22 protein-coding genes and 1 tRNA gene are annotated in these 21,962 nt (G+C 62.0%); 16 read left to right on the top strand and 7 right to left on the bottom strand.

The features are described 5' to 3' along the window. Window positions 1–70: 70 nt before the first annotated feature. A complete protein-coding gene (locus QTJ18_RS20565) occupies window positions 71–1,261 on the bottom strand; it encodes a citrate synthase family protein (protein ID WP_252754264.1) in 1,191 nt (396 codons plus the stop codon). A gap of 89 nt (window positions 1,262–1,350) precedes the next feature. On the opposite strand from QTJ18_RS20565, the gene QTJ18_RS20560 reads away from it, so the two are divergent. Further along, complete coding sequence (locus QTJ18_RS20560) at window positions 1,351–2,472, top strand: citrate synthase/methylcitrate synthase (RefSeq protein ID WP_252754265.1); 1,122 nt, start codon at window positions 1,351–1,353, stop codon at window positions 2,470–2,472. Window positions 2,473–2,746: 274 nt separating this feature from the next. On the opposite strand, the gene QTJ18_RS20555 is transcribed toward QTJ18_RS20560, so the two are convergent. Continuing rightward, window positions 2,747–2,821, bottom strand: a tRNA-Gly gene (locus QTJ18_RS20555). Window positions 2,822–3,163: 342 nt separating this feature from the next. On the opposite strand from QTJ18_RS20555, the gene QTJ18_RS20550 reads away from it, so the two are divergent. From QTJ18_RS20550 to QTJ18_RS20535, 4 genes are all read left to right on the top strand, one after another. Further along, window positions 3,164–3,682: a prolyl-tRNA synthetase associated domain-containing protein gene (locus tag QTJ18_RS20550; protein ID WP_252754266.1), complete on the top strand. Its 519-nt coding sequence runs from the start codon at window positions 3,164–3,166 to the stop codon at window positions 3,680–3,682. A 58-nt stretch (window positions 3,683–3,740) separates the two neighbouring features. Further along, on the top strand, window positions 3,741–4,718 hold the full coding sequence (gene trxA, locus QTJ18_RS20545; protein ID WP_252754267.1) for a thioredoxin: 978 nt from the start codon (window positions 3,741–3,743) through the stop codon (window positions 4,716–4,718). Window positions 4,719–4,858: 140 nt separating this feature from the next. After that, window positions 4,859–5,527 carry an LON peptidase substrate-binding domain-containing protein gene (locus tag QTJ18_RS20540; RefSeq protein ID WP_252754268.1) on the top strand — a complete coding sequence of 223 codons (669 nt, stop codon included), beginning with the start codon at window positions 4,859–4,861 and terminating at the stop codon, window positions 5,525–5,527. Window positions 5,528–5,593: 66 nt separating this feature from the next. Then, window positions 5,594–5,782: a Trm112 family protein gene (locus QTJ18_RS20535; RefSeq protein ID WP_252754269.1), complete on the top strand. Its 189-nt coding sequence runs from the start codon at window positions 5,594–5,596 to the stop codon at window positions 5,780–5,782. A gap of 23 nt (window positions 5,783–5,805) precedes the next feature. Here the strand turns inward: QTJ18_RS20535 and QTJ18_RS20530 are convergent, their stop codons facing one another. After that, a complete protein-coding gene (locus QTJ18_RS20530; RefSeq protein WP_252754270.1) occupies window positions 5,806–7,020 on the bottom strand; it encodes a ubiquinone biosynthesis hydroxylase in 1,215 nt (404 codons plus the stop codon). 86 nt (window positions 7,021–7,106) lie between these two features. Here QTJ18_RS20530 and tesB point away from each other — a divergent pair, with 86 nt between their 5' ends. From tesB to QTJ18_RS20495, 7 genes are all read left to right on the top strand, one after another. After that, complete coding sequence (gene tesB / locus QTJ18_RS20525) at window positions 7,107–7,991, top strand: acyl-CoA thioesterase II (RefSeq protein ID WP_252754271.1); 885 nt, start codon at window positions 7,107–7,109, stop codon at window positions 7,989–7,991. A gap of 208 nt (window positions 7,992–8,199) precedes the next feature. Further along, window positions 8,200–8,550, top strand: coding sequence for a P-II family nitrogen regulator (locus tag QTJ18_RS20520; RefSeq protein ID WP_289852154.1), 351 nt, complete (start codon window positions 8,200–8,202; stop codon window positions 8,548–8,550). Window positions 8,551–8,576: 26 nt separating this feature from the next. Next, entirely contained in the window at window positions 8,577–9,941 is a 1,365-nt protein-coding gene (locus tag QTJ18_RS20515) for an ammonium transporter (RefSeq protein ID WP_252754273.1), read from the top strand. Between the two features lie 257 nt (window positions 9,942–10,198). After that, window positions 10,199–12,871, top strand: coding sequence for an FtsK/SpoIIIE family DNA translocase (locus QTJ18_RS20510; RefSeq protein WP_252754274.1), 2,673 nt, complete (start codon window positions 10,199–10,201; stop codon window positions 12,869–12,871). A gap of 68 nt (window positions 12,872–12,939) precedes the next feature. Further along, entirely contained in the window at window positions 12,940–13,581 is a 642-nt protein-coding gene (locus QTJ18_RS20505) for an outer membrane lipoprotein carrier protein LolA (protein ID WP_252754275.1), read from the top strand. Window positions 13,582–13,640: 59 nt separating this feature from the next. Beyond that, window positions 13,641–14,441, top strand: a complete 801-nt coding sequence (locus QTJ18_RS20500) for an exodeoxyribonuclease III (protein WP_252754276.1) — start codon at window positions 13,641–13,643, stop codon at window positions 14,439–14,441. Window positions 14,442–14,590: 149 nt separating this feature from the next. Further along, entirely contained in the window at window positions 14,591–15,343 is a 753-nt protein-coding gene (locus tag QTJ18_RS20495; protein WP_252754277.1) for an SDR family oxidoreductase, read from the top strand. A gap of 134 nt (window positions 15,344–15,477) precedes the next feature. On the opposite strand, the gene QTJ18_RS20490 is transcribed toward QTJ18_RS20495, so the two are convergent. Both QTJ18_RS20490 and QTJ18_RS20485 read right to left on the bottom strand, forming a co-directional pair. Continuing rightward, a complete protein-coding gene (locus QTJ18_RS20490) occupies window positions 15,478–15,933 on the bottom strand; it encodes a cyclic nucleotide-binding domain-containing protein (protein WP_252754278.1) in 456 nt (151 codons plus the stop codon). A 13-nt stretch (window positions 15,934–15,946) separates the two neighbouring features. Continuing rightward, the gene (locus tag QTJ18_RS20485) at window positions 15,947–16,630 is read right to left on the bottom strand and encodes a response regulator transcription factor (protein ID WP_252754279.1); all 684 of its coding nucleotides are present in this window, start codon (window positions 16,628–16,630) and stop codon (window positions 15,947–15,949) included. Between the two features lie 134 nt (window positions 16,631–16,764). Between QTJ18_RS20485 and QTJ18_RS20480 the strand changes: the two genes are divergently transcribed. Then, window positions 16,765–17,289 (top strand): L,D-transpeptidase family protein, encoded by a 525-nt coding sequence (locus QTJ18_RS20480; protein WP_252754280.1) that lies wholly within the window; start codon window positions 16,765–16,767, stop codon window positions 17,287–17,289. Between the two features lie 75 nt (window positions 17,290–17,364). Here QTJ18_RS20480 and leuC read toward each other — a convergent pair whose 3' ends face one another. Beyond that, window positions 17,365–18,774 carry a 3-isopropylmalate dehydratase large subunit gene (leuC, locus tag QTJ18_RS20475; protein ID WP_252754281.1) on the bottom strand — a complete coding sequence of 470 codons (1,410 nt, stop codon included), beginning with the start codon at window positions 18,772–18,774 and terminating at the stop codon, window positions 17,365–17,367. On the opposite strand from leuC, the gene QTJ18_RS20470 reads away from it, so the two are divergent. From QTJ18_RS20470 to blaOXA, 3 genes are all read left to right on the top strand, one after another. Further along, a complete protein-coding gene (locus QTJ18_RS20470; protein ID WP_252754483.1) occupies window positions 18,773–19,126 on the top strand; it encodes a hypothetical protein in 354 nt (117 codons plus the stop codon). The genes leuC and QTJ18_RS20470 overlap by 2 nt on opposite strands. Before the next feature lie 26 nt (window positions 19,127–19,152). After that, window positions 19,153–20,058: a polyphosphate kinase 2 gene (ppk2, locus tag QTJ18_RS20465; RefSeq protein ID WP_252754282.1), complete on the top strand. Its 906-nt coding sequence runs from the start codon at window positions 19,153–19,155 to the stop codon at window positions 20,056–20,058. Between the two features lie 279 nt (window positions 20,059–20,337). Continuing rightward, the gene (blaOXA, locus tag QTJ18_RS20460; protein WP_252754283.1) at window positions 20,338–21,144 is read left to right on the top strand and encodes a class D beta-lactamase; all 807 of its coding nucleotides are present in this window, start codon (window positions 20,338–20,340) and stop codon (window positions 21,142–21,144) included. Window positions 21,145–21,299: 155 nt separating this feature from the next. Here the strand turns inward: blaOXA and rplS are convergent, their stop codons facing one another. After that, complete coding sequence (rplS, locus tag QTJ18_RS20455; RefSeq protein WP_252754284.1) at window positions 21,300–21,821, bottom strand: 50S ribosomal protein L19; 522 nt, start codon at window positions 21,819–21,821, stop codon at window positions 21,300–21,302. Window positions 21,822–21,962: the final 141 nt, after the last annotated feature.

Below are 21,962 nucleotides of genomic sequence, written 5' to 3'. Positions count from 1 at the left end.
ATATACGCAGCCTGCGTGGCGATTATTCCCGCCGAACCTCAAAAAAATCCAATCCCGGTCGGCCGGACGCTTACTGCGGCTTTGCTCCGGTATAATCCGCGCGCGGGCGGATCAGCCGCTCATCCTGGTTCTGCTCGAGCGCATGGGCAATCCAGCCCACGCTTCGGGCTGCAGCGAACAGAGCAAGGGCCGAACCGCGGGGCAGATGCAGGCTGCGGCGCAGCGCCACCAGCGCGACATCGCAGGTCGGCAACTGGCCGGCGCCCTCTTCCATTGCAAGCAGCAGGTTCTGGCGATGCGGGCACTCCGGCAGGTGGGGCAGGATTGCCGCAGCACGCGGATCGCCCTGCGGATACAGCGGATGCTCGAAGCCGGGAATGCTCTCGCCCCGCCGCAGCCGATCTTCCACCACCTCCGCGGCGTTGCCGCCCTGCTCAACCTCGTCGAAAAGCCGCTCCACAAGACTGGTCATCCCCCCGTGCCGCGGACCGCTCAAAGCGGATAGTCCGGCATTCAGGCATGCGCCGAGAGACGCTCCGGTGGAGGCGGCCACGCGGACCGCAAAGGCCGAGGAATTCAGTTCATGGTCTGCCTGCACGACAAGCGCCCGCCGGACGAGGTCGGCGCCCGCTTCGTCAAGACGCCAATGATCCGCCAGATACTGATGGACCGGCCTTTGATCGGGCTGTCGACCGATCGAGGCGGCGGCCATGGTGCGGACAAGAGCCGCTGCGCCGGGCCAGAGGCGCCGGGCCTCGCGCTTCCAGGCCGTGGCGCGAGCCTTTGCCATGAAGGGCAGCAAGGCCTGGCACCGCTCGGTCAATGGCAAAGTGGCGGAAATCTCCAACAGATCGGCAGGCCAGCCTTCCGGGATCGCCTTCTCATCCAGAAAGGGATCGCTTTCGCCGCAATCCCAGAGCAGGCGGGCAATCTCCTCAAGGCTGGCTGAGCGTGCAAGCGTCTGGACGTCCTGCCCACGGTAGAACAGCCGGCCATCCTCGATCAGCGTGATGGCCGAGGACAGGACAGGCAGTCCCCAGTCGAGCGTGCCGGCGGCAATCCGCCCGGGACGCCTGCCGGTGCTCTTGCGCTTCTTCATCTGCTCTATGTCGCGAAGACTATAGAGCCGCCGCCTGGGATCGTCCTCTGCGCCAGTGGTGCGGAGAAGATGCCGGCTGACATAGGCGTAGAGGGTCGCCCGGCTGACTCCGAGCATTTCTGCGGCACTCTCGGCGGTGATGAATCTATCGTTCCGGCTCATGGCAAACACATTGATTGGTTGAATCAAGATTGACCATATGATTGCAGCGCAACATCCTCAAGCCTTACCGATGACTGAGGAGACAGAACATGACCACGACTGCACCCCGCGCGCCCGTGCTTGCAGCACAATCGGCCGGCCCCGGCCTCGATGACGTGATCGCCGCCGAAACCCGGCTCAGCCATGTGGATGGACAGGCGGGACAGCTGGTGATCGCGGGCTACCCGCTGAGCGCCATCGCGGACTGGCGCTTCGAGGATGTCCTCGCCCTGTTGTGGACGGATTTCCTGGCTGAGCCGATGACCGCCGGGGACATTGGCGAGGCGCTCGGCAGAGCCCGTGTCACGGCGTTTGAACTGCTGGAGCCAATGCTTCCCTTGCTTCGCGATCTCACATCCGTAGAGGCTCTGCGCCTGCTGCTTTCGTCGCTGCCGGACCAGGCACGCACGCCGCATTGCATCCTCGCCGCCGCTGCAGTGCCGGTGTTCTCCGCCGGCATCATTCGCCAGTCCCAGGGACTTGCCTGCGTGCCACCCGACCCGCAGCGGGGCCAGGCGGAAGACTTCCTGTACATGCTGCGCAATGAGATGCCGACGCGCGACAAGGTACGGGCGCTCGACACCTATCTCGTCACCGTCTCCGATCACGGCCTCAACGCCTCAACCTTTACCGCCCGCGTGATCGCCTCCACCAAAGCCGGGCTCTTGTCATCGGTGGTCGGTGCACTTTGCGCGCTGAAGGGGCCTCTGCACGGCGGTGCGCCCGGCCCCGTGCTGGACATGCTCGACGCGATCGGGACGGCGGACCGGATCGATGGCTGGCTCCAGGATTGCCTTGCCCGCGGCGAAAGGCTGATGGGCTTCGGCCATCGAATTTACAGGGTTCGCGACCCGAGGGCCGATGTCTTGAAGGCGGCGCTCGCCGGTCTGCAGGACGGTTCCGGTCGCATCGCCTTTGCAGGCCAGGTCGAGCAGGCGGCGCTGGCGCTGCTGAAGGAAAAGAAGCCGCTGCGACCGCTGCAAACCAATGTGGAATTCTATACGGCACTGGTGCTGGAAGCCGTCGGGTTTCCGCGCGAGAGCTTTACCAATGTCTTCGCCGCCGGACGCATGGCCGGCTGGACCGCTCACGTGCTGGAGCAGGAACAGACCGGACGGCTGATCCGGCCGCAATCGCGCTATGTTGGCCCGATGCCGGACCATTCGCGATAAGCGGCGGCGGCATGGCCCGCGTCGAGCCCATGGCCCGCGAATCGCGGCAACGCCTTGCCACGCAATTTCGGCAGCGCGTTGCCAGCGAATCGGCGGGAAGGGCGTTCGTGCTGAAAGGGCATGGCCGCGCCAAAAACGCAGCATAAGGCCTACAACAGCTCAGATCATCCAAGGATATGACAGGAAGGGAAAGGTGGTGCTGGGACAGCTGCGACAATTGCGCCGACCCTTCCATGAAAGGGTCCAATCGGCATCGTCACGCTTGAAGAAAGAATGGAGCGGGTGAAGCGATTCGAACGCTCGACCCCAACCTTGGCAAGGTTGTGCTCTACCCCTGAGCTACACCCGCTCATCTGTCCACCGGTCCGGGGTAGTTCGCTGAACCGTGGGTCGCCATCGTTGCGGCGACGGGGGCTATATGGCCCAACTCATTTTTGAATGCAACAGGGAAATGACATGATTTTTCAATTTCCGGATTTTTTCCAGTAAGCCTTTGTTTGTACGATGTAAAATATCGAGGCCTCTCCGGCGGCTCTGGCTGAGGCGGTCAATGGCCCGGCTGTCCTGCGCGTTTTGTTCGCTGTGCCGGGGAGACGGCTTGCAGCCGCGGGCGGCTCTTTCCTATACTTGCCGCCTGCTTCTGCCTCCGCATCCGCCGGAGGCACCCCTTTCGAAAGAACAAGCCTTTCCCATGACCGAACCTCTCGCTTCGCCAGCCAAAACCGCAGATGATCTCTTCCGTTTTCTCGACGGGCTCAGCATTGCGCACAAGACATCGCATCACGCGCCGGTCTTCACCGTCTCCGAATCGGAGAGCCTTCGCGACGAAATTCCCGGAGGCCACACCAAGAACCTGTTCGTGAAGGACAAGAAGAATCGCTATTTCGTCCTGACGGTCGAGGAGCGGGCGGTGGTGGATCTGAAGAAGGTCCACGGCCTGATCGGCGCCTCCGGCCGGGTGTCATTCGGCAGCCCGGAGAAGCTGCTGGACTATCTGGGCGTGGTTCCGGGTTGCGTCACCGTGTTCGGCGCCATCAACGATACGGAAGGTCAGGTCACCTTCATTCTCGACGAAGACCTGATGCGCCACGAGATCATCAACGGTCATCCTCTCACCAATGATCAGACGACATCGATCGGCCGTGATGATCTCTTGCACTTTCTCAAGGCGACCGGCCATGAGCCGCTTGTCTTGAAAGTCACGGACTGACATACGATCTTTCCAAGCAATGACAGAGTGAAGAGACGGAGTGTCTCGGGAGACGTCAATGAGCGGTACGAACAATCCTTATGGCGGCGGCTACGGCAGCCAGATGAGCGGAACCATGAACTTCGGTTCTGCGGCGCCAGCGGCGACCGGACCGGCCGGAACCTACGTCAAGGATACGACGACGGCCGCTTTCGCAAAGGATGTGCTGGAGGAGTCGCAGCACCAGCCTGTTCTCGTGGATTTCTGGGCACCCTGGTGCGGCCCCTGCAAGCAGCTGGCGCCGGCACTGGAAAAGGTGGTCAATGAAGGCAATGGCCGGGTCAAGCTGGTCAAGCTGAATATTGACGATCATCCGGCCATTCCAGGTCAGCTCGGCATCCAGTCCATCCCTGCGGTCATCGCTTTCGTCAACGGTCGTCCGGTGGATGGTTTCATGGGCGCGGTTCCGGAAAGCCAGATCCGCCAGTTCATCGATAAATTGGCCGGTCCCGCCGGTGCCGATCAGGCAGCCGAGATCGAAGCGGCGCTGGAAGAGGCCCAGACGCTCTTGGATGGAGGCGACACGCAAAGCGCCGCTCAGCTGTTCGGCGCCGTGCTGCAGGCCGATCCGGAAAATCCGAAGGCTGCGGCGGGAATGATGGACTGCCTTCTGGCGCTCGGCGAAATGGCGCGTGCCAAGCAGATGCTGGAGTCTTTGCCCGAGGAATTGGCGGCGCAGCCCGCCGTGCAGGCCGTCGCGCTGAAGATCCAGCAGATCGAAGAGGCGCGCAAGCTCGGCGATCCGGTGGCGCTGGAGCACGAGCTCGCCCTTCATCCGGATCACCATGATGCGCGCATGAAGCTCGCCAAGATCCTGAATGTCGAAGGGCGTCGCGACGAGGCTGCCGAGCATCTGCTGCTGATCATGAAAGAAGATCGCAGCTTCGACGATGATGGCGCCCGGCGCCAGCTCTTGCAGTTCTTCGAGGCATGGGGGCCGAAGGATCCGGCCACGATTTCCGCGCGGCGCCGTCTGTCTTCGATCCTCTTCTCGTAAATTAGCCGGCGGCCCGCTGGCTCGTCTTGTGAAATAGAGGCGCGACCCCACATAAGAATCGAGCCGCCTTCTGCAGAGATGACCGATCGGATCATTGTTGCGGAAGGGGTTGCTTGATGGTGTGGCGAGGGGAGAGACCCATGCATGTCGGCAATGCGCGTTATCTGAAGCGGGAAGACCTGCCGGAGGATATTCCGGTGTTTCCCCTGACGGGAGCCCTGCTCCTGCCGAACGGGCAGCTGCCGCTCAACATCTTCGAGCCGCGCTATCTTGCCATGTTCGACGCGGCCCTTTCCAGCGACCGGCTGATCGGCATGATCCAGCCGGCCCTGACGGAGACCGGCGAAAGCAGCCGCCCGGCGCTCAGTGCCGTCGGTTGCATCGGGCGCATCACCTCCTTCGCGGAAACCGGCGATGGACGTTACATCTCCTCCCTCACCGGCGTCTGCCGCTTCCGAATCATGGAGGAACTGGAGGAAAGCCGACCCTATCGTCGCGTCCGGTTCATGCCTTTCCTGTCGGATCTGTCGCAGGAGGAGGATGAGACGGTGGTGGATCGGCAGGAACTGCTGCGCGTCTTCCGCGCCTATCTGGAGGCCAACAAGCTGGAAGCTGATTGGGAGGCGGTGGAGCGCGCCGGCAATCGGACGCTGGTCAATTCGCTATCGATGATGTCACCCTTTGGACCGGCGGAGAAGCAGGCGCTTCTCGAGGCGCCGGATTTGAAGACGCGCGCCGAGACCCTTATCGCCATCACCGAATTCGTCCTGGCGCGCGGCTTCGGCGATTCCGACACAATCCTTCAATAGGGCGTGTATCTCTCACATCGGACGCATATCCTGCAACGGGAGGCGTAGCCTGCAATAGGAGGTTTGATGGACGCCAAACTCTCGAAAGTCGATCCGAAGCTGCTGGACCTCCTGGTCTGCCCGATCGGCAAGGGCCGCCTGGTCCTCAACCGGGAAACCAATGAGCTGATCTCCGAAAGCGCCCGGCTGGCCTATCCCATCCGCGACGGCATTCCGATCATGCTGGAATCGGAAGCCCGCCGCATCGAGGACTGATCCACCAGGTGATGGAGCAGGCGTTAGATCGCCTGTCCCTGCAGCAGGCGCGGTGCGTCCTTGACCTTGGTGCCCGCCGCCTCGCCGATGAAGAAGGATTTCAGCTTTGGCAGACGTTCCACCACGCCGAGACCAATGTCGCGAGCAATGCGGATCGGCGTGATGTCGTTGGAGAACAGCCGATTGAGCACATCCGTGGTCACGCCCATGCGGAAAGTGTCGAACCGGCGCCAGGACTGATAGCGCTCCAGAATGTTGAGCGCGCCGATGTCCAGCCCAAGCCGGTCGGCCTCGACGATGGTTTCCGCAAGCGCGGCCACATCCTTGAAGCCGAGATTCAGTCCCTGGCCGGAAATCGGATGGATCCCGTGAGCCGCATCGCCCGCCAAAGCAAGCCGCGGCGCCACGAAAGCACGTGAAAGCGTGAGGCCCAGGGGGAAGGCCTTGCGCGAGCCGGTGACCGTCAGGGCGCCGAGCTTGTGGCCGAAGCGGCGCTGCAATTCTTCCTCGAAGATCAGATCGTCGGAGGCCACCAGCCGGTCGGCATCGTCGGTGCGCTCGGTCCAGACGAGCGAGGACCGATTGCCTTTCAGCGGCAGAATGGCAAAGGGGCCGGAGGGGAGGAAATGTTCTTCCGCACATCCCTCATGCGGACGCTCGTGTTCAACGGTCGTGACAATGCCGGATTGGTCATAATCCCACCGCACCGTCTTGATACCGGCCATGTCGCGCAGTTTCGAGCGAACGCCATCGCAGGCCACCACCAGCCGGCTTTCCACCGTTTCGCCATTCGAGAGCGTCAGGCTTGCTGCCGAGGGTCCGGCGGAAAACCCGGTTGCCGATGCGCCGTGGCGGATGGCAATGCCCAGCCTTTCGCAGGCGCCGCGCAGTGCGCGCACCATGGCAAGATTGGGAACCATGTGGGCGAAGGGCGTGCCCTCCTCGACATCGCCTTCGAATGTCAGAAAGACCGGCCGCACGGGGTCGGAGGTGCGGGAATCGGTGACGATCATGCGGGTGATGGGCTGAGCCTCCTCGGCAATCTCGCGCCACACGCCCATCACGTCCAGCATGCGGGTTGCGGCGGCAATGATGGCCGAGGCGCGCTCGTCCTTCTGCCAGACATGCTCGGGCGCGGCTTCGATGACCTCGATCCGCAGGTGAGGCGCTGCCTGTTTGACTGCGACGGCAACCGAAAGGCCGACATAGCCGCCGCCGACGATCAACATATCCAGCATTGCTTCTCTCCCGCCATACTTGAGAATGGTTTCGTGCACATATAGAGCATCGTATAGGCGCTTCCTACCATTGGAGTTTGTTTAAAATGCCGCAGTCGGATCAGGCTTCCCCCATGGTGCAGTTGATCCAGACGCTCGATCTGGAGCGGTTGGAGGAAAACCTGTTTCGCGGCACCAGCCCGCAGATCGGCTGGCAGCGCGTGTTCGGCGGGCAGGTGATTGCCCAGGCGCTGATGGCCGCCCAGCGCACCGCTGCCGAGGACCGCAACGTTCATTCCCTGCACGGCTATTTCCTGCTGCCGGGCGATCCGTCCGTGCCGATCATCTATCAGGTGGAGCGGCTGCGCGATGGCACGAGCTTTACCACGCGCCGGGTCACCGCCGTCCAGCACGGGCGGGCGATCTTTGCCATGTCTGCCTCCTTCCAGGTCGAGGAAGAGGGATATGATCATCAAAGCGCCCTTCCGGAGGTGAAGCAGCCGGAGGAGTTGATGTCGGAGGGGCAGTTCCAGGAGATGTTCCTGGCGCATGCGCCGGACATGGTGAAACGCTATTGGGGCCAGAAGCGGCCGGTCGAAATGCGGCCGATCAGTCTTGTCCATTATCTCTCCGACGAGAAGCTGAAGCCGGAGCAGCATATCTGGGTGCGGACCACCGGGGAGGTGCCGGCCGACCGGCATTATCAGGCCGCCGTGCTGGCCTATCTTTCCGACATGACGCTTCTCGATACCTCGCTCTATCCGCATGGGCGTACCATTTTCGATCCGCGCGTCCAGGCGGCCAGCATTGATCACGCCATGTGGTTCCATCGACCCTGCGCGCTGGATGACTGGCTTCTCTACAAGCAGGACAGCCCCAGCGCATCCGGCGCCCGCGGCATGACTCGCGGCTCGCTCTACACCCGCTCCGGCGCGCTTGTTGCCTCGGTCGCCCAGGAGGGATTGATTCGCAAACGGGCAAAAGGCGAATAATTCATCAATCGCCAAAAAATGCACAATAAATGGGCGCCTATTTGGCGCCCATTTGCGTTGTTCTGCATTAAGATGCGGAAAGCGTTTACAATTCAATCACTTAATTTGTGGCGAGAATCTGGCACGGCCCTTGAATGTAGAGGTTCAGTCGCTGCTCACCGATCAGTCAGCGGCCAGGAGAACCGGCTCCGCGCCGAGGCAACAAAGGATGGGAAACCAGATGAAAATCGTAATGGCCATAATCAAGCCATTCAAGCTCGACGAGGTGCGCGAAGCCCTCACGACTGTCGGCATCCAGGGGCTGACCGTCACGGAAGTCAAGGGATACGGGCGTCAGAAGGGGCATACCGAAATCTATCGCGGCACCGAATATGCCGTCAGCTTCCTGCCTAAACTGAAGATCGAGATCGCTGTTGCGTCCGACATGGTCGAGAAGGCCGTGGATGCCATCGCGTCGGCGGCCAAGACGGGCCAGATCGGCGACGGCAAGATCTTTGTCTATTCGATCGAGCAGGCCGTGCGCATCCGTACCGGCGAAATCAATACCGAAGCGCTCTAAGCACGGCTCATCAGGGGAGTTCTCGCATGTCATTTTCCAAACTCACGTCCATGGCTGGACGTCTGGCCGCCGGATCGGCAGCCCTTCTGGCGCCTGCCATCGCATTTGCCCAGGAAGCAGCGCCGGCCGCTGCCGCTGCTGCTGCTGCGGCACCTGTTCCCGATAAAGCAGATACGGCCTTCATGTTCCTCGCCACCCTGCTGGTGCTGTTCATGGCCGTTCCCGGCCTCGGCCTGTTCTATGGCGGCCTTGTTCGCGCCAAGAACATGCTGTCCGTCCTGATGCAGTGCACGGTCATTGCCTGCGCCGTCATGATCATCTGGGTTCTCTATGGCTATTCCTTTGCCTTCGGTGGCTCGACCAACCCCTTCTTCGGCGGCACCGCCAAGATGTTCCTCTCCGGCGTGACCATCGAATCGACCGCCGCCACCTTCTCGGAAGGCGTCGTCATTCCGGAATACATCTTCATGCTGTTCCAGATGACATTTGCAGCGCTGACACCTGCCCTGATCCTCGGCGCCTTTGCCGAGCGCATCAAGTTCTCGGCAGCAGTCCTGTTCTGCATCCTGTGGGTCACCATCGTCTATTTCCCGGTCGCCCACATGGTCTGGGATGCCAATGGCTATCTCTTCGGCCTCGGCGCACTTGATTTCGCGGGCGGAACCGTCGTTCACATCAATGCCGGCGTGGCGGGCCTGATCGGTGCCCTGATGGTCGGCAAGCGGACCGGCTTCGGCAAGGACATGATGGCGCCGCACTCGATGACGCTCACTTATGTCGGCGCCGCCATGCTGTGGTTCGGCTGGTTCGGCTTCAATGCCGGCTCCAACCTGGAAGCCTCCGGCGGTGCCATGCTGGCAACCGTCAACACCTTCGTCGCCACGGCCGCGGCAACCCTGTCGTGGTGCGTTGTCGAAGCCTTCACGCGCGGCAAGTCCTCCATGCTGGGCGCGGCTTCGGGCATGATTGCCGGCCTCGTCGCCGTGACCCCGGCAGCCGGCATTGCCGGTCCGATGGGCGCCATCGTGCTCGGCCTGCTGGTCTCGCCGCTGTGCTACTTCTTCGTCTCCGTCGTAAAGAACAAGTTCGGCTATGACGATACGGCCGACGTCTTCGGCGTGCACGGCATTGGCGGCATGTTCGGCGCCATTGGCACCGGCATCTTCGCCTCCTCGTCGCTCGGCGGCATCGGCTATGCCGATGGCGTCACGATGGGCAGCCAGATCATGGTGCAGATCCAGGCCGTCGTCGTCACCATCCTGTGGACGGGCATCGGTTCGGCCGTGCTCTACAAGGTGGTGGACCTGATCGTCGGCCTGCGCGTTCCGGTCGAAGCCGAGCGCGAAGGTCTCGATCTGGCCTCGCATGGCGAAGCCGCCTACCACTCTTAAGACGATCGCGATCCGAGCGGCTGCCGCTGCCCGGATCCGTCCGTAACGGTAAACCCCTCGATGACATGCGAAATGGCCCGGCTCCTGCCGGGCCATTTCGCGTTGAAGGTCAAGCGCTTTCCGCTCTTCAGCGAAGGAATGCGGCGTGGTTAATGGCGCGTTAACTTCGTTTCGTTAGGTTTCGAGCCTATTGGTGCCGGCATTCCGCCTTTTGCCTGCATCCTCAGGATCAACGAACAGGGTCGGGCTGAAACAGAATGGGTAGAAGCACTTCGGCAGCGATGGCGCAGCACTCCACCCGCCATGCATTGATGGCGTTCGCCATCCGGCAGATGATGGCGATCTCGGGCTTTGCCTTGTTTCTCGCTCTCGCTCTGGCTGTCGCAGCGCTGGCGACCTGGAATGTCCAGGATCCGAGCTTCTCCTACGCGACGAACAACGAACCGACCAATCTCCTCGGCGCGCCCGGCGCGGCCTTTGCCGATCTGATGATGCAGTTCTTCGGCCTTGCCAGCATTCCGACCCTTCTCCCGGTTCTCGCCTGGTCGCTGGCATTGATCGTCGGCCGGCGCGTGAGCCGTCTTCCGGCGCGCCTGTCCACCTGGCTGCTCGGATCCGTTCTGGCCTCTGCAACGCTCGGCTGCATTCCCGCCCCCCTGACCTGGCCGATCCCCAATGGAATCGGCGGCGTGATCGGCGATATGATCCTGCGCTTTCCCGGCCTCTTCATCGGCAGCTATCCGACCGGCTTCGCCGCCGTGCTGATCGGCACGGTCTTTGCCGTGCCCGCTTTGGGCTTCCTTCTCTTTGCCGCCGGGCTGCTCAGCAATGAGGAGCTGGACGAGGAGGTCGACGATGAGGACGAGACGCCCGTTCCGAACCAGAACAAGGCCAAGCGCGCGCAGCCGGTGGAGGAAGAAGAGGACGACGAGGAGGGTGGCTTTGCCGGACTCCTGGCGCTCGGGGCCATGGCCCATTACTGGTACATAACCCAGGCCCGCATGCGCCGCCTGCTGCGCCTGAAGCCGAAAAGCACGGGCCGCGACGATCACGACGAACCCTATGATTTCAACGAGGACGAATTCGGCACGCTGAACGAGCCGACCCGCGCCAAGCAGCGGCCCGGATCGCGGCTGGAGCCCTCGCTCGAAAGCCCCATGTCGGACCTGATGGCCGCGCGTCGCAGGCTGTCGCCGCCGCCGCTCAGCCTCGACGACCAGGAGGACGACGCCTTGGAGGTTGCGCCCGCCCGCGCGCCTTTGCCGAGCGGCCTTCTCTCGGATGACGAGCCGCCCTTCGATGCCTCGCCCCGCGGCCCGCGCAGCGCCCGCATTGCCGCCCCGGCGCCTTCGCCCAAGCCGGGTGCCCGTGTGGCGCGCGAGGCGCAGAGCTCCTTCATCGAAAGCGAGGGCTTCGAACTTCCTTCGGTGCATCTTCTTGCCGAGCCACGGCATGTGGCCCGCGATGCCACACTGTCGGCCGATGCGCTGGAACAGAATGCCCGGATGCTGGAAGGTGTGCTGGAAGATTTCGGCGTGCGCGGCGAAATTATCCATGTCCGGCCCGGTCCGGTCGTCACGCTCTATGAGCTGGAGCCGGCACCCGGCATCAAGTCGTCCCGCGTGATCGGGCTTGCCGATGATATTGCCCGCTCCATGAGCGCGATTGCGGCGCGCGTCGCCGTCGTTCCCGGCCGCAATGCCATCGGTATCGAACTGCCGAACCAGACGCGCGAGACGGTCTTCCTGCGCGAACTGATCGCCAGCCGCGATTTCGAGGGCACCAAGACCAAGCTGGCAATGGCGCTTGGCAAGACCATCGGCGGCGAGGCAGTCATTGCCGACCTGGCCAAGATGCCGCATCTTCTCGTTGCCGGCACCACCGGATCCGGTAAATCGGTGGCCATCAACACGATGATCCTGTCGCTGCTCTACCGCCTCTCGCCGGAGCAATGCCGCTTGATCATGATCGATCCGAAGATGCTGGAACTTTCGGTCTATGACGGCATTCCCCATCTCCTGTCACCGGTCGTCACCGATCCGAAAAAAGCGGTCGTGGCGCTGAAATGGACCGTGCGCGAGATGGAGGAACGCTACAAGAAGATGTCGAAGATCGGCGTTCGCAATATTGACGGGTTCAATAGCCGGGTCGAGCAGGCGCTTGCCAAGGGCGAGGTGCTGACGCGGACCGTGCAGACGGGCTTCGACCGGCAGACCGGCGAGGCGGTCTACGAGACCGAGGAATTCGATCTGCAGCCGATGCCCTACATCGTTGTGATCATCGACGAGATGGCCGATCTGATGATGGTGGCCGGCAAGGATATCGAAGGCGCGGTTCAGCGCCTGGCGCAGATGGCGCGTGCCGCCGGCATCCACGTCATCATGGCGACGCAGCGCCCCTCGGTGGATGTCATAACCGGTACGATCAAGGCGAATTTTCCGACCCGGATTTCCTTCCAGGTCACCTCGAAGATCGATAGCCGCACGATTTTGGGCGAACAGGGCGCCGAGCAGCTGCTCGGCATGGGCGACATGCTGTATATGGCCGGCGGCGGCCGCATCCAGCGCGTCCACGGTCCCTTCGTGTCCGACCGGGAGGTGGAGGATATCGTCTCCTACCTCAAGTCGCAGGGCGCGCCGCAATATCTCGACGCCATCACCGCCGATGACGAGGATGACGAGGATGGCGCGGGTCCCCAGGGTACGGCCAATCTCTCCGATTCCGACGACCCCTATGATCAAGCCGTTGCCATCGTGCTGCGCGATGGCAAGGCATCCACTTCCTATATCCAGCGCAGGCTGGGCATAGGCTATAACCGAGCCGCCTCCCTGATCGAGCGGATGGAGCAGGAAGGCCTGATCAGTCCGGCCAACCATGCCGGAAAACGCGAGATCCTGGTGCCAACCGAAACGGACATTCTGGAGCGATGATCTTGCCGATGTCCGGCCACGAAGACGCCGCCTTTGAAGGGCATAGGACGCCCAAAGGAGATAGTTACATGAACGACCAAATGCTATCACGCTCCCTTACGGTCGGTCGTCGCCGGGTATTGATCGGCCTTGGCGCGCTTGCCGCCGGCGCGGTGGGAATGCCGGCCATGGCGCAGGGCGTGGCGGGCGCCGCGGCGCAGAAGATCGCCGACCATTTTTCCTCGGTGAAGACGATGATGGGCGAATTCGTCCAGTTCGGTCCGCGCGGCGAACAGACCGGCGGCAAGTTCTTCATCGAACGTCCCGGCCGGCTGCGCTTCAATTTCGAGGATCCTTCGCCGATCCGCGTCATCGCCGATGGCGACAATGTGGTGATCGGCAATCTCAAGCTGAAGACATGGGATCTGTATCCCCTCTCCAAGACGCCGCTCAGCCTGCTTCTGTCCGACCGGATCGACCTGTCGAACAATATGGTGCGCGGCGTGCGCGAGGAGTCCGACCTCACCACCATCGTCCTCGGCAACAAGACGGTATTTGGCGACAGCACGATTACCATGATGTTCGATCCGAAGACCTACCAGTTGCGCCAATGGACGATCACCGACCTCCAGAACAAGGAAACCTCGGTGATGATCTACAATGTGCAGACCGGCGTGCGCTTCGACGACAAGGTCTTCAAGATCCCCTATGACGAGGTTCACAAGTTCTGACCTTGCTCTTTTTGCTGCAAAGCCTTTAAACCTCGGCGCACCCACGTCGAGGTTTTTTCATGCGCTTTTCCATCACCACCTGGAACATCAACTCCGTCCGTTTGCGCCTGTCGATCGTCGAGCAGTTCATCGTGCGCGAAAAGCCGGACATTCTCTGCCTGCAGGAGATCAAGTGCCGTGAGGAGGAGTTTCCGCTCGAACCTTTGAAGGCCATGGGCTACCCGCACATCATTCTGCATGGCCAGAAGGGCTATCACGGGGTGGCCGTGATCTCGAAGGTTCCGCTGCTGGAAGACCATCGGCAGAATTATTGCGGCGTCGGCGATGCGCGCCACATTTCGGCAATCTTCGAGCGCGCCGGCCGGCGCATCCGCCTGCACAATTTCTATGTTCCGGCAGGCGGCGACGAGCCGGACCGCAGCATCAATCCCAAATTCGGCCATAAGCTCGATTTCATCGACGAGATGAAGGCGCTGAAGGCCGATAGCCCGGGCATTTCCTCTATCCTTGTCGGAGATCTGAACATCGCGCCGCTGGAACAGGATGTCTGGTCGCACAAGCAGATGTTGAAGATCGTCAGCCATACACCGGTCGAGACCGAAGGGCTGACAGAGGTCATGCAGAAGGGCGGCTGGCTGGACCTGATGCGACAGCACGTTCCCGCTTCGGAAAAGCTCTATACCTGGTGGAGCTACCGCGCCAAGGATTGGGAGGCGGCCGATCGCGGTCGTCGCCTCGACCATATCTGGTCCTCGCCGGATCTCGGGCCGCTGCTGGAGAGGATCGACGTGCTGAAGGAAGCGCGCGGCTGGAACCGTCCCTCGGATCACGTGCCGGTCACGGCGATCTTCCGGATGTAACGGAACCCGCGCCCCCGGCGCGCCTAAAGCGCCCAAGTTGCGATCGCGCGCGTCTTTCACGCCTTGCCATATCGTTGCGCGGGAATCGGGTGTCGGCGCCGCCGACGCCTGTCTATGTCTCGGCCTCACCCAAGCATAGGAGGCCATTCATGGGACGTTTGAAGAACAAGACCGCGATCATCACCGGTGCATCGTCGGGCATTGGCGCAGCTGCGGCGCGGCTGTTTGCTGCCGAAGGTGCCAGCCTCGTGCTCAATGCACGGGGCCGCTTCGGACTGGAGGCGATCGGCCGGGAGATCGAGGCGCTGGGCGGCCACGCCGTGCTGGTGGCGGGCGATGTGGGCCTGCCGGAGACGCATGACGCACTCGTCGCTGCAGCCGTCGATCACTTTGGCGGCGTCGATATCGCCTTCAACAATGCCGGTGCCGTCGGCGTCATGAAGCCGCTGGCGGACATCGAGCCTGCGGAATGGTGCCATACGCTGACCGCCAATCTGACGGCAGCCTTCCTGGCGAGCCGCGCTCAGATCCCGGCCATGCTCGACCGCGGGGGCGGATCGATCATCTTCACCTCGAGTTTCGTCGGGACCAGCGTCGGTCTGCCCGGCATGGCCGCCTATGCAGCGTCGAAGGCGGGTCTGATGGGCCTTGTCAAATCGATCGCCGCCGATTACGGCGCCAGACATATCAGGGCCAATGCGCTTCTGCCGGGCGGCACGGATACCGGCATGGCCGGGAACCAGCAGCAGAAGGATTGGGCGGCTGGCCTGCATGCCATGAAGCGCATTGCCCGTCCCGAGGAGATCGCGCAGGCGGCCCTGTTTCTGGCCGAGCCCGCCTCGAGTTTCGTCACCGGTTCTGCCCTGTTTGCCGATGGCGGCAATTCGGCCGTGAAGGTCTGACAGGAACTACGATGGCGCCGTAACCGCCCCCGGTCGGGTGCGGCGCCCTCGATTCGGAGAGGCTTTAGGGCGAGGTTTCGAGGGCGAGGTCGTAGAGAGGTCGGCTTCAGGCGATAAGCGGAAGGCCAAGTCCGTCAGGCGAACCGCCCCCGCATGGCGCCGGCCGCCTTTGCCAGCTGGAGGAGGTTTTCCTTGATCCGTATTTCCAGAAGCCTCGCCACCGAGGGATATTCCTCCAGCAGGCGGTGAAAGAGGGTTCGCGGAATGCGCAGAACCTCTCCATCTTCGGCGGCGACGGCCGTGAATTTGCGCTCCACCATGGTGACGAGGGCAAGTTCGGACAAAAGCGTGCCCGGTCCGACCGAACGTTCCAGTTCGGCAATCCCGTCGCGCCCCTCGGTATAGAGGTCGAACCGGCCGCGCGCCACGACGAAGGCGCATTCCGCCGGCGAATGCTCGCGAAACAAGGCCTGGCCCTTGCCGATATTGCGCCGCTCGGCCCCGAACGCCACGAGGCGCAACTGGTCGTCGTCCAGTCCCTGGAACAACGGTACGGCTGACAAGAGCCGGATATCGTCGCTGAGCGCCATCTGTGCCTATCGCTTAAGGGATGATCTTGTAGCCGCCGTTTTCGGTGACCAGGATTTCGGCATTGGACGGATCGCGCTCGATCTTCTGGCGCAGACGATACACGTGGGTTTCGAGCGTATGCGTGGTAACACCCGAATTATAGCCCCAGACTTCCTCCAGCAGCACATCGCGCGTCACCACCTTCTGGGCGGCGCGATAGAGATAGCGGATGATGGCGGCTTCCTTCTCCGTCAGGCGGATTTTCTTGCCATCCTCGGTCGTCAGCAGCTTCTGGCTGGGCTTGAAGATGTAGGGGCCGACCGTGAAGGTGGCATCCTCGCTCTGCTCATACTGGCGAAGCTGGGCGCGAATGCGCGCCAGGAGGACCGCGAAGCGGAAGGGCTTCGTCACGTAATCATTCGCCCCGGCTTCGAGGCCGAGAATGGTATCGGAATCGGTGTCATGGCCGGTGAGCATGATGATCGGCGCTTTGAAACCGCCCTTGCGCAGAAGCTTGACGGCTTCCCGGCCATCCATATCCGGCAGGCCGACATCCATGATCAGGAGATCGATCTGGCGCGATTTGGCAGTCGCCATCGCCTTGGTGGCGTTCGGCTCCTGCAGGAGGCTGAACTCCTCGTAAAGAGAAAGCTGTTCCATCAGCGTCTCGCGGAGATCGTTATCGTCATCCACCAGCAGTACGGTGCGCGCTGCCATGCCGTTCTTTGCCTTTCTCCTGGCGCCGCTTTCGCAAGCGCTCATGCATCGATCTAAGTCCGATTGTGCTATGAATTCAATTTAATTCGAAGCATAGGCACAATCCTGTGAGAGAAATGGGTGGAACAAAGGCGATGCGCAAGGGAAAGACGATCACCGTGCGTGCTCAGCCATCACATTCGACTCGCGCCTTCGTGATCCTGGGGCATCTCGTTTTGCCGGCGGCGATCGGGCGGTCCGGCCGCAGGTCGGTGAAACGGGAGGGGGACGGCGCGACGCCCATTGCGCCCATGAAGATCCTCTCCGGTTTCATCCGCGGCGATCGCGTCGGGCAGGTGCGAAGCGGCCTTGCCCTGCAGCGCACGAGAAGGGACATGCTGTGGTGCGACGAGCCTTTGCATGGCGCCTATAACCGGCTGGTGCGAGCGCCCCTCAAGGCGAGCCATGAGGAGATGTACCGGCAGGACGGGCTCTACGATATCTGCCTCGTCTTGGACTGGAACATCAGCGAGCGTCGGCGCAATCGCGGTTCCGCCATCTTCTTCCACCTGATAAAACCGGGATACCAGCCGACGGCAGGATGTGTCGCCCTGGCGCGGCGGGACATGCTGCGGCTGCTCCCGCATCTGCGCAAGGGAATGGTGGTGCGGGTGATCTGACAGTTGCCGAAAGAAAGGCCGCCGGCTCTTGCGAACCGGCGGCTCTATTGCAGGCAATGCCTGTGCCTTCCGGGCTTATGCCCAGCTGCGGATATCGACGAAATGGCCGGCAATGGCCGCCGCGGCCGCCATGGTCGGCGAGACCAGATGCGTGCGGCCCTTATATCCCTGGCGTCCTTCGAAATTGCGGTTGGAGGTGGAGGCGCAGCGCTCGCCGGGCTTCAGGCGATCGTCATTCATGGCCAGGCACATGGAGCAACCCGGCTCACGCCATTCGAAACCGGCCGCCTTGAAGATCTTGTCCAGACCCTCGGCTTCGGCCTGTTCCTTCACGATGCCGGAGCCCGGAACGACCATGGCCGAGACGGTTCCGGCCACCTGGCGTCCCTCGACGACCTTGGCTGCCGCGCGCAAATCCTCGATGCGCCCATTGGTGCAGGAGCCGATGAAGACGCGGTCGATCGCGATGTCGGTGATCTTCGTACCCGGCTTCAGGCCCATATAATCCAGCGCCCGCCATTTCGATACGCGCTTGGTCTCATCCTGGATATCGTCCGGATTGGGCACCACGCCTTCGACCGAGATCACATCCTCCGGCGAGGAGCCCCAGGAGACGATCGGCGGAAGATTGGCGGCATCCAGCACAACGACGCGGTCGTAATGAGCGCCTTCGTCCGAATGCAGGGTCTTCCAGTATTCCAGTGCCATGTCCCAGGCCGTGCCCTTGGGCGCCCGCGGCTTGTCCTTGATGTATTCGAAAGTCGTTTCATCCGGCGCGATGAGGCCGGCACGTGCGCCGCCTTCAATGGTCATGTTGCAGACCGTCATGCGGCCTTCCATCGACAGCGATCGAATGGCTTCGCCGGCAAACTCGATCACGTGGCCGGTGCCGCCAGCCGTGCCGATCTCGCCGATGATGGCGAGAATGATGTCCTTGGCAGTGACACCCTCCGGCAGGCGTCCGTCGACGCGCACCAGCATGTTCTTGGCCTTCTTCTGCACCAGGGTCTGGGTGGCGAGGACATGTTCGACTTCCGATGTGCCGATGCCATGCGCCAGAGCGCCGAAGGCACCGTGCGTCGAGGTATGGCTGTCGCCGCAGACAATCGTCATGCCGGGAAGGGTGAAACCCTGCTCGGGACCGACAATATGGACGATGCCCTGCCGTTTGTCCTTTTCCGAGTAATATTCGACGCCGAAATCCTTGGCATTCTGCGCGAGCGCCTCGACCTGGATCCGGCTTTCCTCGTTCTTGATGCCGATATGCCGGTCCGGCGTCGTCGGCACATTGTGATCGACCACGGCAAGCGTCTTCTGCGGCGCGCGCACGCTGCGGCCGGCCAGGCGCAGCCCTTCGAAGGCCTGCGGGCTCGTCACCTCATGCACCAGGTGACGATCGATGTAGAGAAGACAGGTGCCGGTATCGTCTGTCGAGACGACGTGATCATCCCAGATCTTATCATAAAGTGTGCGTGGTGCGCTCATGGCTGCCATCCATTTGATGTCGGAGATTGCGGGATATGAATTCGGCAGCATTGGCTGCCGCACGACGAGAACAGGTCAGTCGTTCCGAATTCGGCTGCTCAGAGCGCCGGACATGCGCGCGAAAAACCGTGCCGGCAGACGCTTGTGGTCCTGCAGCACGATAAACTGGTTCGCGAGGCATCCGAATTTCGATCCCATGGACAAGGTCCATACCAGTTTTCGCGGCGTCGGGCAATGGTCGCCTCATCCGGATGCGGTGACCAAGACAGATGTGATTTTCACATTGGCTTTATTTGCCATGCCGGTGAAATGCCACGTCATTGTCATACGGCTTTCGCCATTCCATGTTTGATCTCGAAATGACAAGGGAGATCGCGCATGACCACGCCTATCCAGGATGAAGTGCACCGGCTGAAACAGGAAATCATCGACAATTTCGATGAGGAGCTTGAACTTCAGCTGGAGGAGGAGCGCCTGGAGGACATGGTCAGCGAAGGGCTCGCCGAGCCGAGCTTCGAGCGGAAGCTGTATTTTCGCGAGCTGTTCCGTCTCCAGCACGAGCTGGTGCGATTGCAGGATTGGGTTCAGTACAAGCAACTGAAGGTGGTCGTGCTGTTCGAGGGACGCGACAGTGCCGGCAAGGGTGGTGCCATCAAGCGGGTGACGCAGCGTCTCAATCCGCGGGTGTGCCGGGTGGTGGCCCTGCCTGCGCCGACGGAACGTGAGCGCAGCCAATGGTATTTCCAGCGCTATGTGACGCATCTGCCGAGCGCCGGTGAAATGGTCCTCTTCGATCGCTCTTGGTATAACCGCGCCGGCGTGGAACGGGTGATGGGCTTCTGCACGCCGGACCAGGTCGAGGAATTCTTCCGCGACGTGCCGGAATTCGAACGCATGCTGGTGCGGTCTGGAATCATTCTTCTCAAATACTGGTTCTCGATTACCGACGAGGAGCAGGAATTCCGCTTCCACATGCGCATCAACGACCCGCTGAAGCAGTGGAAGCTCTCGCCGATGGACCTGGAAAGCCGGGTGCATTGGGAGGATTATACCCGCGCCAAGGAGGAGATGCTGGAGCGCACGCATATTCCCGAAGCGCCCTGGTGGGTCGTGCAGGCGGTGGACAAGAAGAAGGCGCGGCTTAACATGATCGATCATCTCCTGACGCAAATCCCTTACGAGCATGTGCCGAAGGAGCCGATCGAGCTTCCCGCAAGGGTGCGCAATGACGACTATATCCGCCAGCCGGTGCCGGCGCAGATGTATGTGCCGGAGAAATATTGAGGTCCGGCAGGCGCCGGATAAAGCCCTCTCGTCCCACGCAGTCCGTTTCTATTCAAGCGTTTTTCTATCGTCTACCTTTGGTCTAAGGCGCAGCTCTTGATCAGCGCGCAGCGCTGGGGGCATTGCGGGCAGCGGCGGCCATGCGGGCGCTGGACGGCAGGTCGTGCCGCCGCGGCAAAAAAGACCTGACACTTTCTTGTTTTTGTTGAATCGTGTCCCGATTTTCGACAAGCGTCTCGCTAGAACTGCTCTTGCGAAGACGAGGGAGACTGATTGATCATGCGCAGAAGGATGATGGCTGTATTGGCCGTGGCAGGCCTTTTTTCGCTGCCCGCCCGGGCGGAAACCATCTGCACGGTCGTGGCCGATGCAAAGTCGAAGGCGATCGTTCAGGAGGGGGACTGCAAGAGACGAGTCACACCGGCATCGACGTTCAAGATCGCGCTGGCCGTCATGGGATTTGATTCCGGCTTTCTGAAGTCGGAGCATGATCCCGTCCTCACCTTCGAGGAGGGCGATCCGGCCTGGGGTGGCGCGGAATGGAAGGCGCCGACGGATGCGGAGCGCTGGATGCACTATTCCGTTGTCTGGTTCTCCCAGCGCATCACCCATTTTATCGGTGCCGGCAAGCTTGCCGCCTATGCCCGAAGCTTTGATTACGGCAATGCCGATATCTCGGGAGACAAGGGCGCGCGCAATGGCCTTGACCGCGCCTGGATTTCATCCTCCCTGAAGATCTCGCCGCTCGAGCAGATCGCCTTCCTGAAGAAGCTCGTAAATGGCACGCTTCCTGTCCATCCGGATTCCATCGAGAAGACAAAGGCCGTGCTGGAAGAGATCCGCCGCGACGATGGGTGGGTGGTGAAGGGCAAGACGGGCATGGCCTATCCGCGCCTCGCCGATGGTCGTTTCGATCGTGCCCATCCCTTCGGCTGGTATGTCGGCTATGCGGAAAACGGCGACCGGCGGGTGGTGCTGGCAAGGCTCGTCCAGGAGGATGGGCCGCAGCCGGGATCGGCCAGTCACCGGGCGCGCGACGCGCTGCTCAACGATCTTCAGGGGCTTGTTGACCGGCTCGGTCAGTAAGGGCTTTGCCCGGTCGTCGGGCGGTGGCTGGGCATTGCAAACCCGGCCCCTTCCTACGTGGCCCAGGCCAAAGCCGCGGGCATGAAAAAAGGCGGCCCGGGAGCCGCCTTTCGTCGAAGAAGATGATGGATCCGGCACTTGCACCGGATAGGGGCTTATTCAGCCTTTGCTTCCGCTGCGTTTGCAGCTTCAGCGGCTTCGGCTGCCGCCTTTTCGGCGGCAAGCGCCTGTGCTGCTGCAACCTTTTCGGCCTCGATCCGTGCACGCTCTTCAGCAGCGGCAGCGCGTTCGGCTTCGTTGAGCTTGCGTGCGCGGGTGCCGGTGTTCTCGACGATACGGGCCGACTTGCCGCGACGGTCGCGCAGGTAGTAGAGCTTCGCGCGGCGAACCTTACCGCGGCGAATGACGTCGACGCCTTCGACGAGCGGCGAATAGACCGGGAATACGCGCTCGACGCCTTCGCCGTAGGAGATCTTGCGAACGGTGAAGCTCTCGTTGATGCCGCCGCCGGAGCGGGCGATGCAGACGCCTTCATAGGCCTGGACGCGGGTACGGTTACCTTCGCGAACGCGAACATTCACGCGAACCGTGTCACCCGGAGAAAATTCAGGCAGCGTGCGCTGAGCTTCGATCTTGGCAGCCTGTTCGGCTTCCAACTGAGCGATGATGTTGGTCATGTTAACCTCTTTGGTTTTTCTGAAACAGCCAGAGCGCTCGACATCGTCTCTTCAGGTCCTGCCTTCGAAGACGTGCCCTTTCCTGCAAAGCGGATCGGACAGGAGCGAATTCACCATTCTTTGTTCCGGTCAACGGGATCT

It is taken from the genome of Rhizobium sp. SSA_523, assembly GCF_030435705.1.
Lineage (GTDB): Bacteria > Pseudomonadota > Alphaproteobacteria > Rhizobiales > Rhizobiaceae > Neorhizobium.
This window is presented reverse-complemented; position numbering and strand designations above follow the sequence as displayed.

Coding starts and splice junctions, on each gene's coding strand:
- QTJ18_RS20565 (WP_252754264.1), bottom strand. CDS start 1,261: ATGAGCCGGAACGATAGATTCATCACCGCCGAGAGTGCCGCAGAAATG.
- QTJ18_RS20560 (WP_252754265.1), top strand. CDS start 1,351: ATGACCACGACTGCACCCCGCGCGCCCGTGCTTGCAGCACAATCGGCC.
- QTJ18_RS20550 (WP_252754266.1), top strand. CDS start 3,164: ATGACCGAACCTCTCGCTTCGCCAGCCAAAACCGCAGATGATCTCTTC.
- trxA (WP_252754267.1), top strand. CDS start 3,741: ATGAGCGGTACGAACAATCCTTATGGCGGCGGCTACGGCAGCCAGATG.
- QTJ18_RS20540 (WP_252754268.1), top strand. CDS start 4,859: ATGCATGTCGGCAATGCGCGTTATCTGAAGCGGGAAGACCTGCCGGAG.
- QTJ18_RS20535 (WP_252754269.1), top strand. CDS start 5,594: ATGGACGCCAAACTCTCGAAAGTCGATCCGAAGCTGCTGGACCTCCTG.
- QTJ18_RS20530 (WP_252754270.1), bottom strand. CDS start 7,020: ATGCTGGATATGTTGATCGTCGGCGGCGGCTATGTCGGCCTTTCGGTT.
- tesB (WP_252754271.1), top strand. CDS start 7,107: ATGCCGCAGTCGGATCAGGCTTCCCCCATGGTGCAGTTGATCCAGACG.
- QTJ18_RS20520 (WP_289852154.1), top strand. CDS start 8,200: ATGGGAAACCAGATGAAAATCGTAATGGCCATAATCAAGCCATTCAAG.
- QTJ18_RS20515 (WP_252754273.1), top strand. CDS start 8,577: ATGTCATTTTCCAAACTCACGTCCATGGCTGGACGTCTGGCCGCCGGA.
- QTJ18_RS20510 (WP_252754274.1), top strand. CDS start 10,199: ATGGGTAGAAGCACTTCGGCAGCGATGGCGCAGCACTCCACCCGCCAT.
- QTJ18_RS20505 (WP_252754275.1), top strand. CDS start 12,940: ATGAACGACCAAATGCTATCACGCTCCCTTACGGTCGGTCGTCGCCGG.
- QTJ18_RS20500 (WP_252754276.1), top strand. CDS start 13,641: ATGCGCTTTTCCATCACCACCTGGAACATCAACTCCGTCCGTTTGCGC.
- QTJ18_RS20495 (WP_252754277.1), top strand. CDS start 14,591: ATGGGACGTTTGAAGAACAAGACCGCGATCATCACCGGTGCATCGTCG.
- QTJ18_RS20490 (WP_252754278.1), bottom strand. CDS start 15,933: ATGGCGCTCAGCGACGATATCCGGCTCTTGTCAGCCGTACCGTTGTTC.
- QTJ18_RS20485 (WP_252754279.1), bottom strand. CDS start 16,630: ATGGCAGCGCGCACCGTACTGCTGGTGGATGACGATAACGATCTCCGC.
- QTJ18_RS20480 (WP_252754280.1), top strand. CDS start 16,765: ATGCGCAAGGGAAAGACGATCACCGTGCGTGCTCAGCCATCACATTCG.
- QTJ18_RS20470 (WP_252754483.1), top strand. CDS start 18,773: ATGGCTGCCATCCATTTGATGTCGGAGATTGCGGGATATGAATTCGGC.
- leuC (WP_252754281.1), bottom strand. CDS start 18,774: ATGAGCGCACCACGCACACTTTATGATAAGATCTGGGATGATCACGTC.
- ppk2 (WP_252754282.1), top strand. CDS start 19,153: ATGACCACGCCTATCCAGGATGAAGTGCACCGGCTGAAACAGGAAATC.
- blaOXA (WP_252754283.1), top strand. CDS start 20,338: ATGCGCAGAAGGATGATGGCTGTATTGGCCGTGGCAGGCCTTTTTTCG.
- rplS (WP_252754284.1), bottom strand. CDS start 21,821: ATGACCAACATCATCGCTCAGTTGGAAGCCGAACAGGCTGCCAAGATC.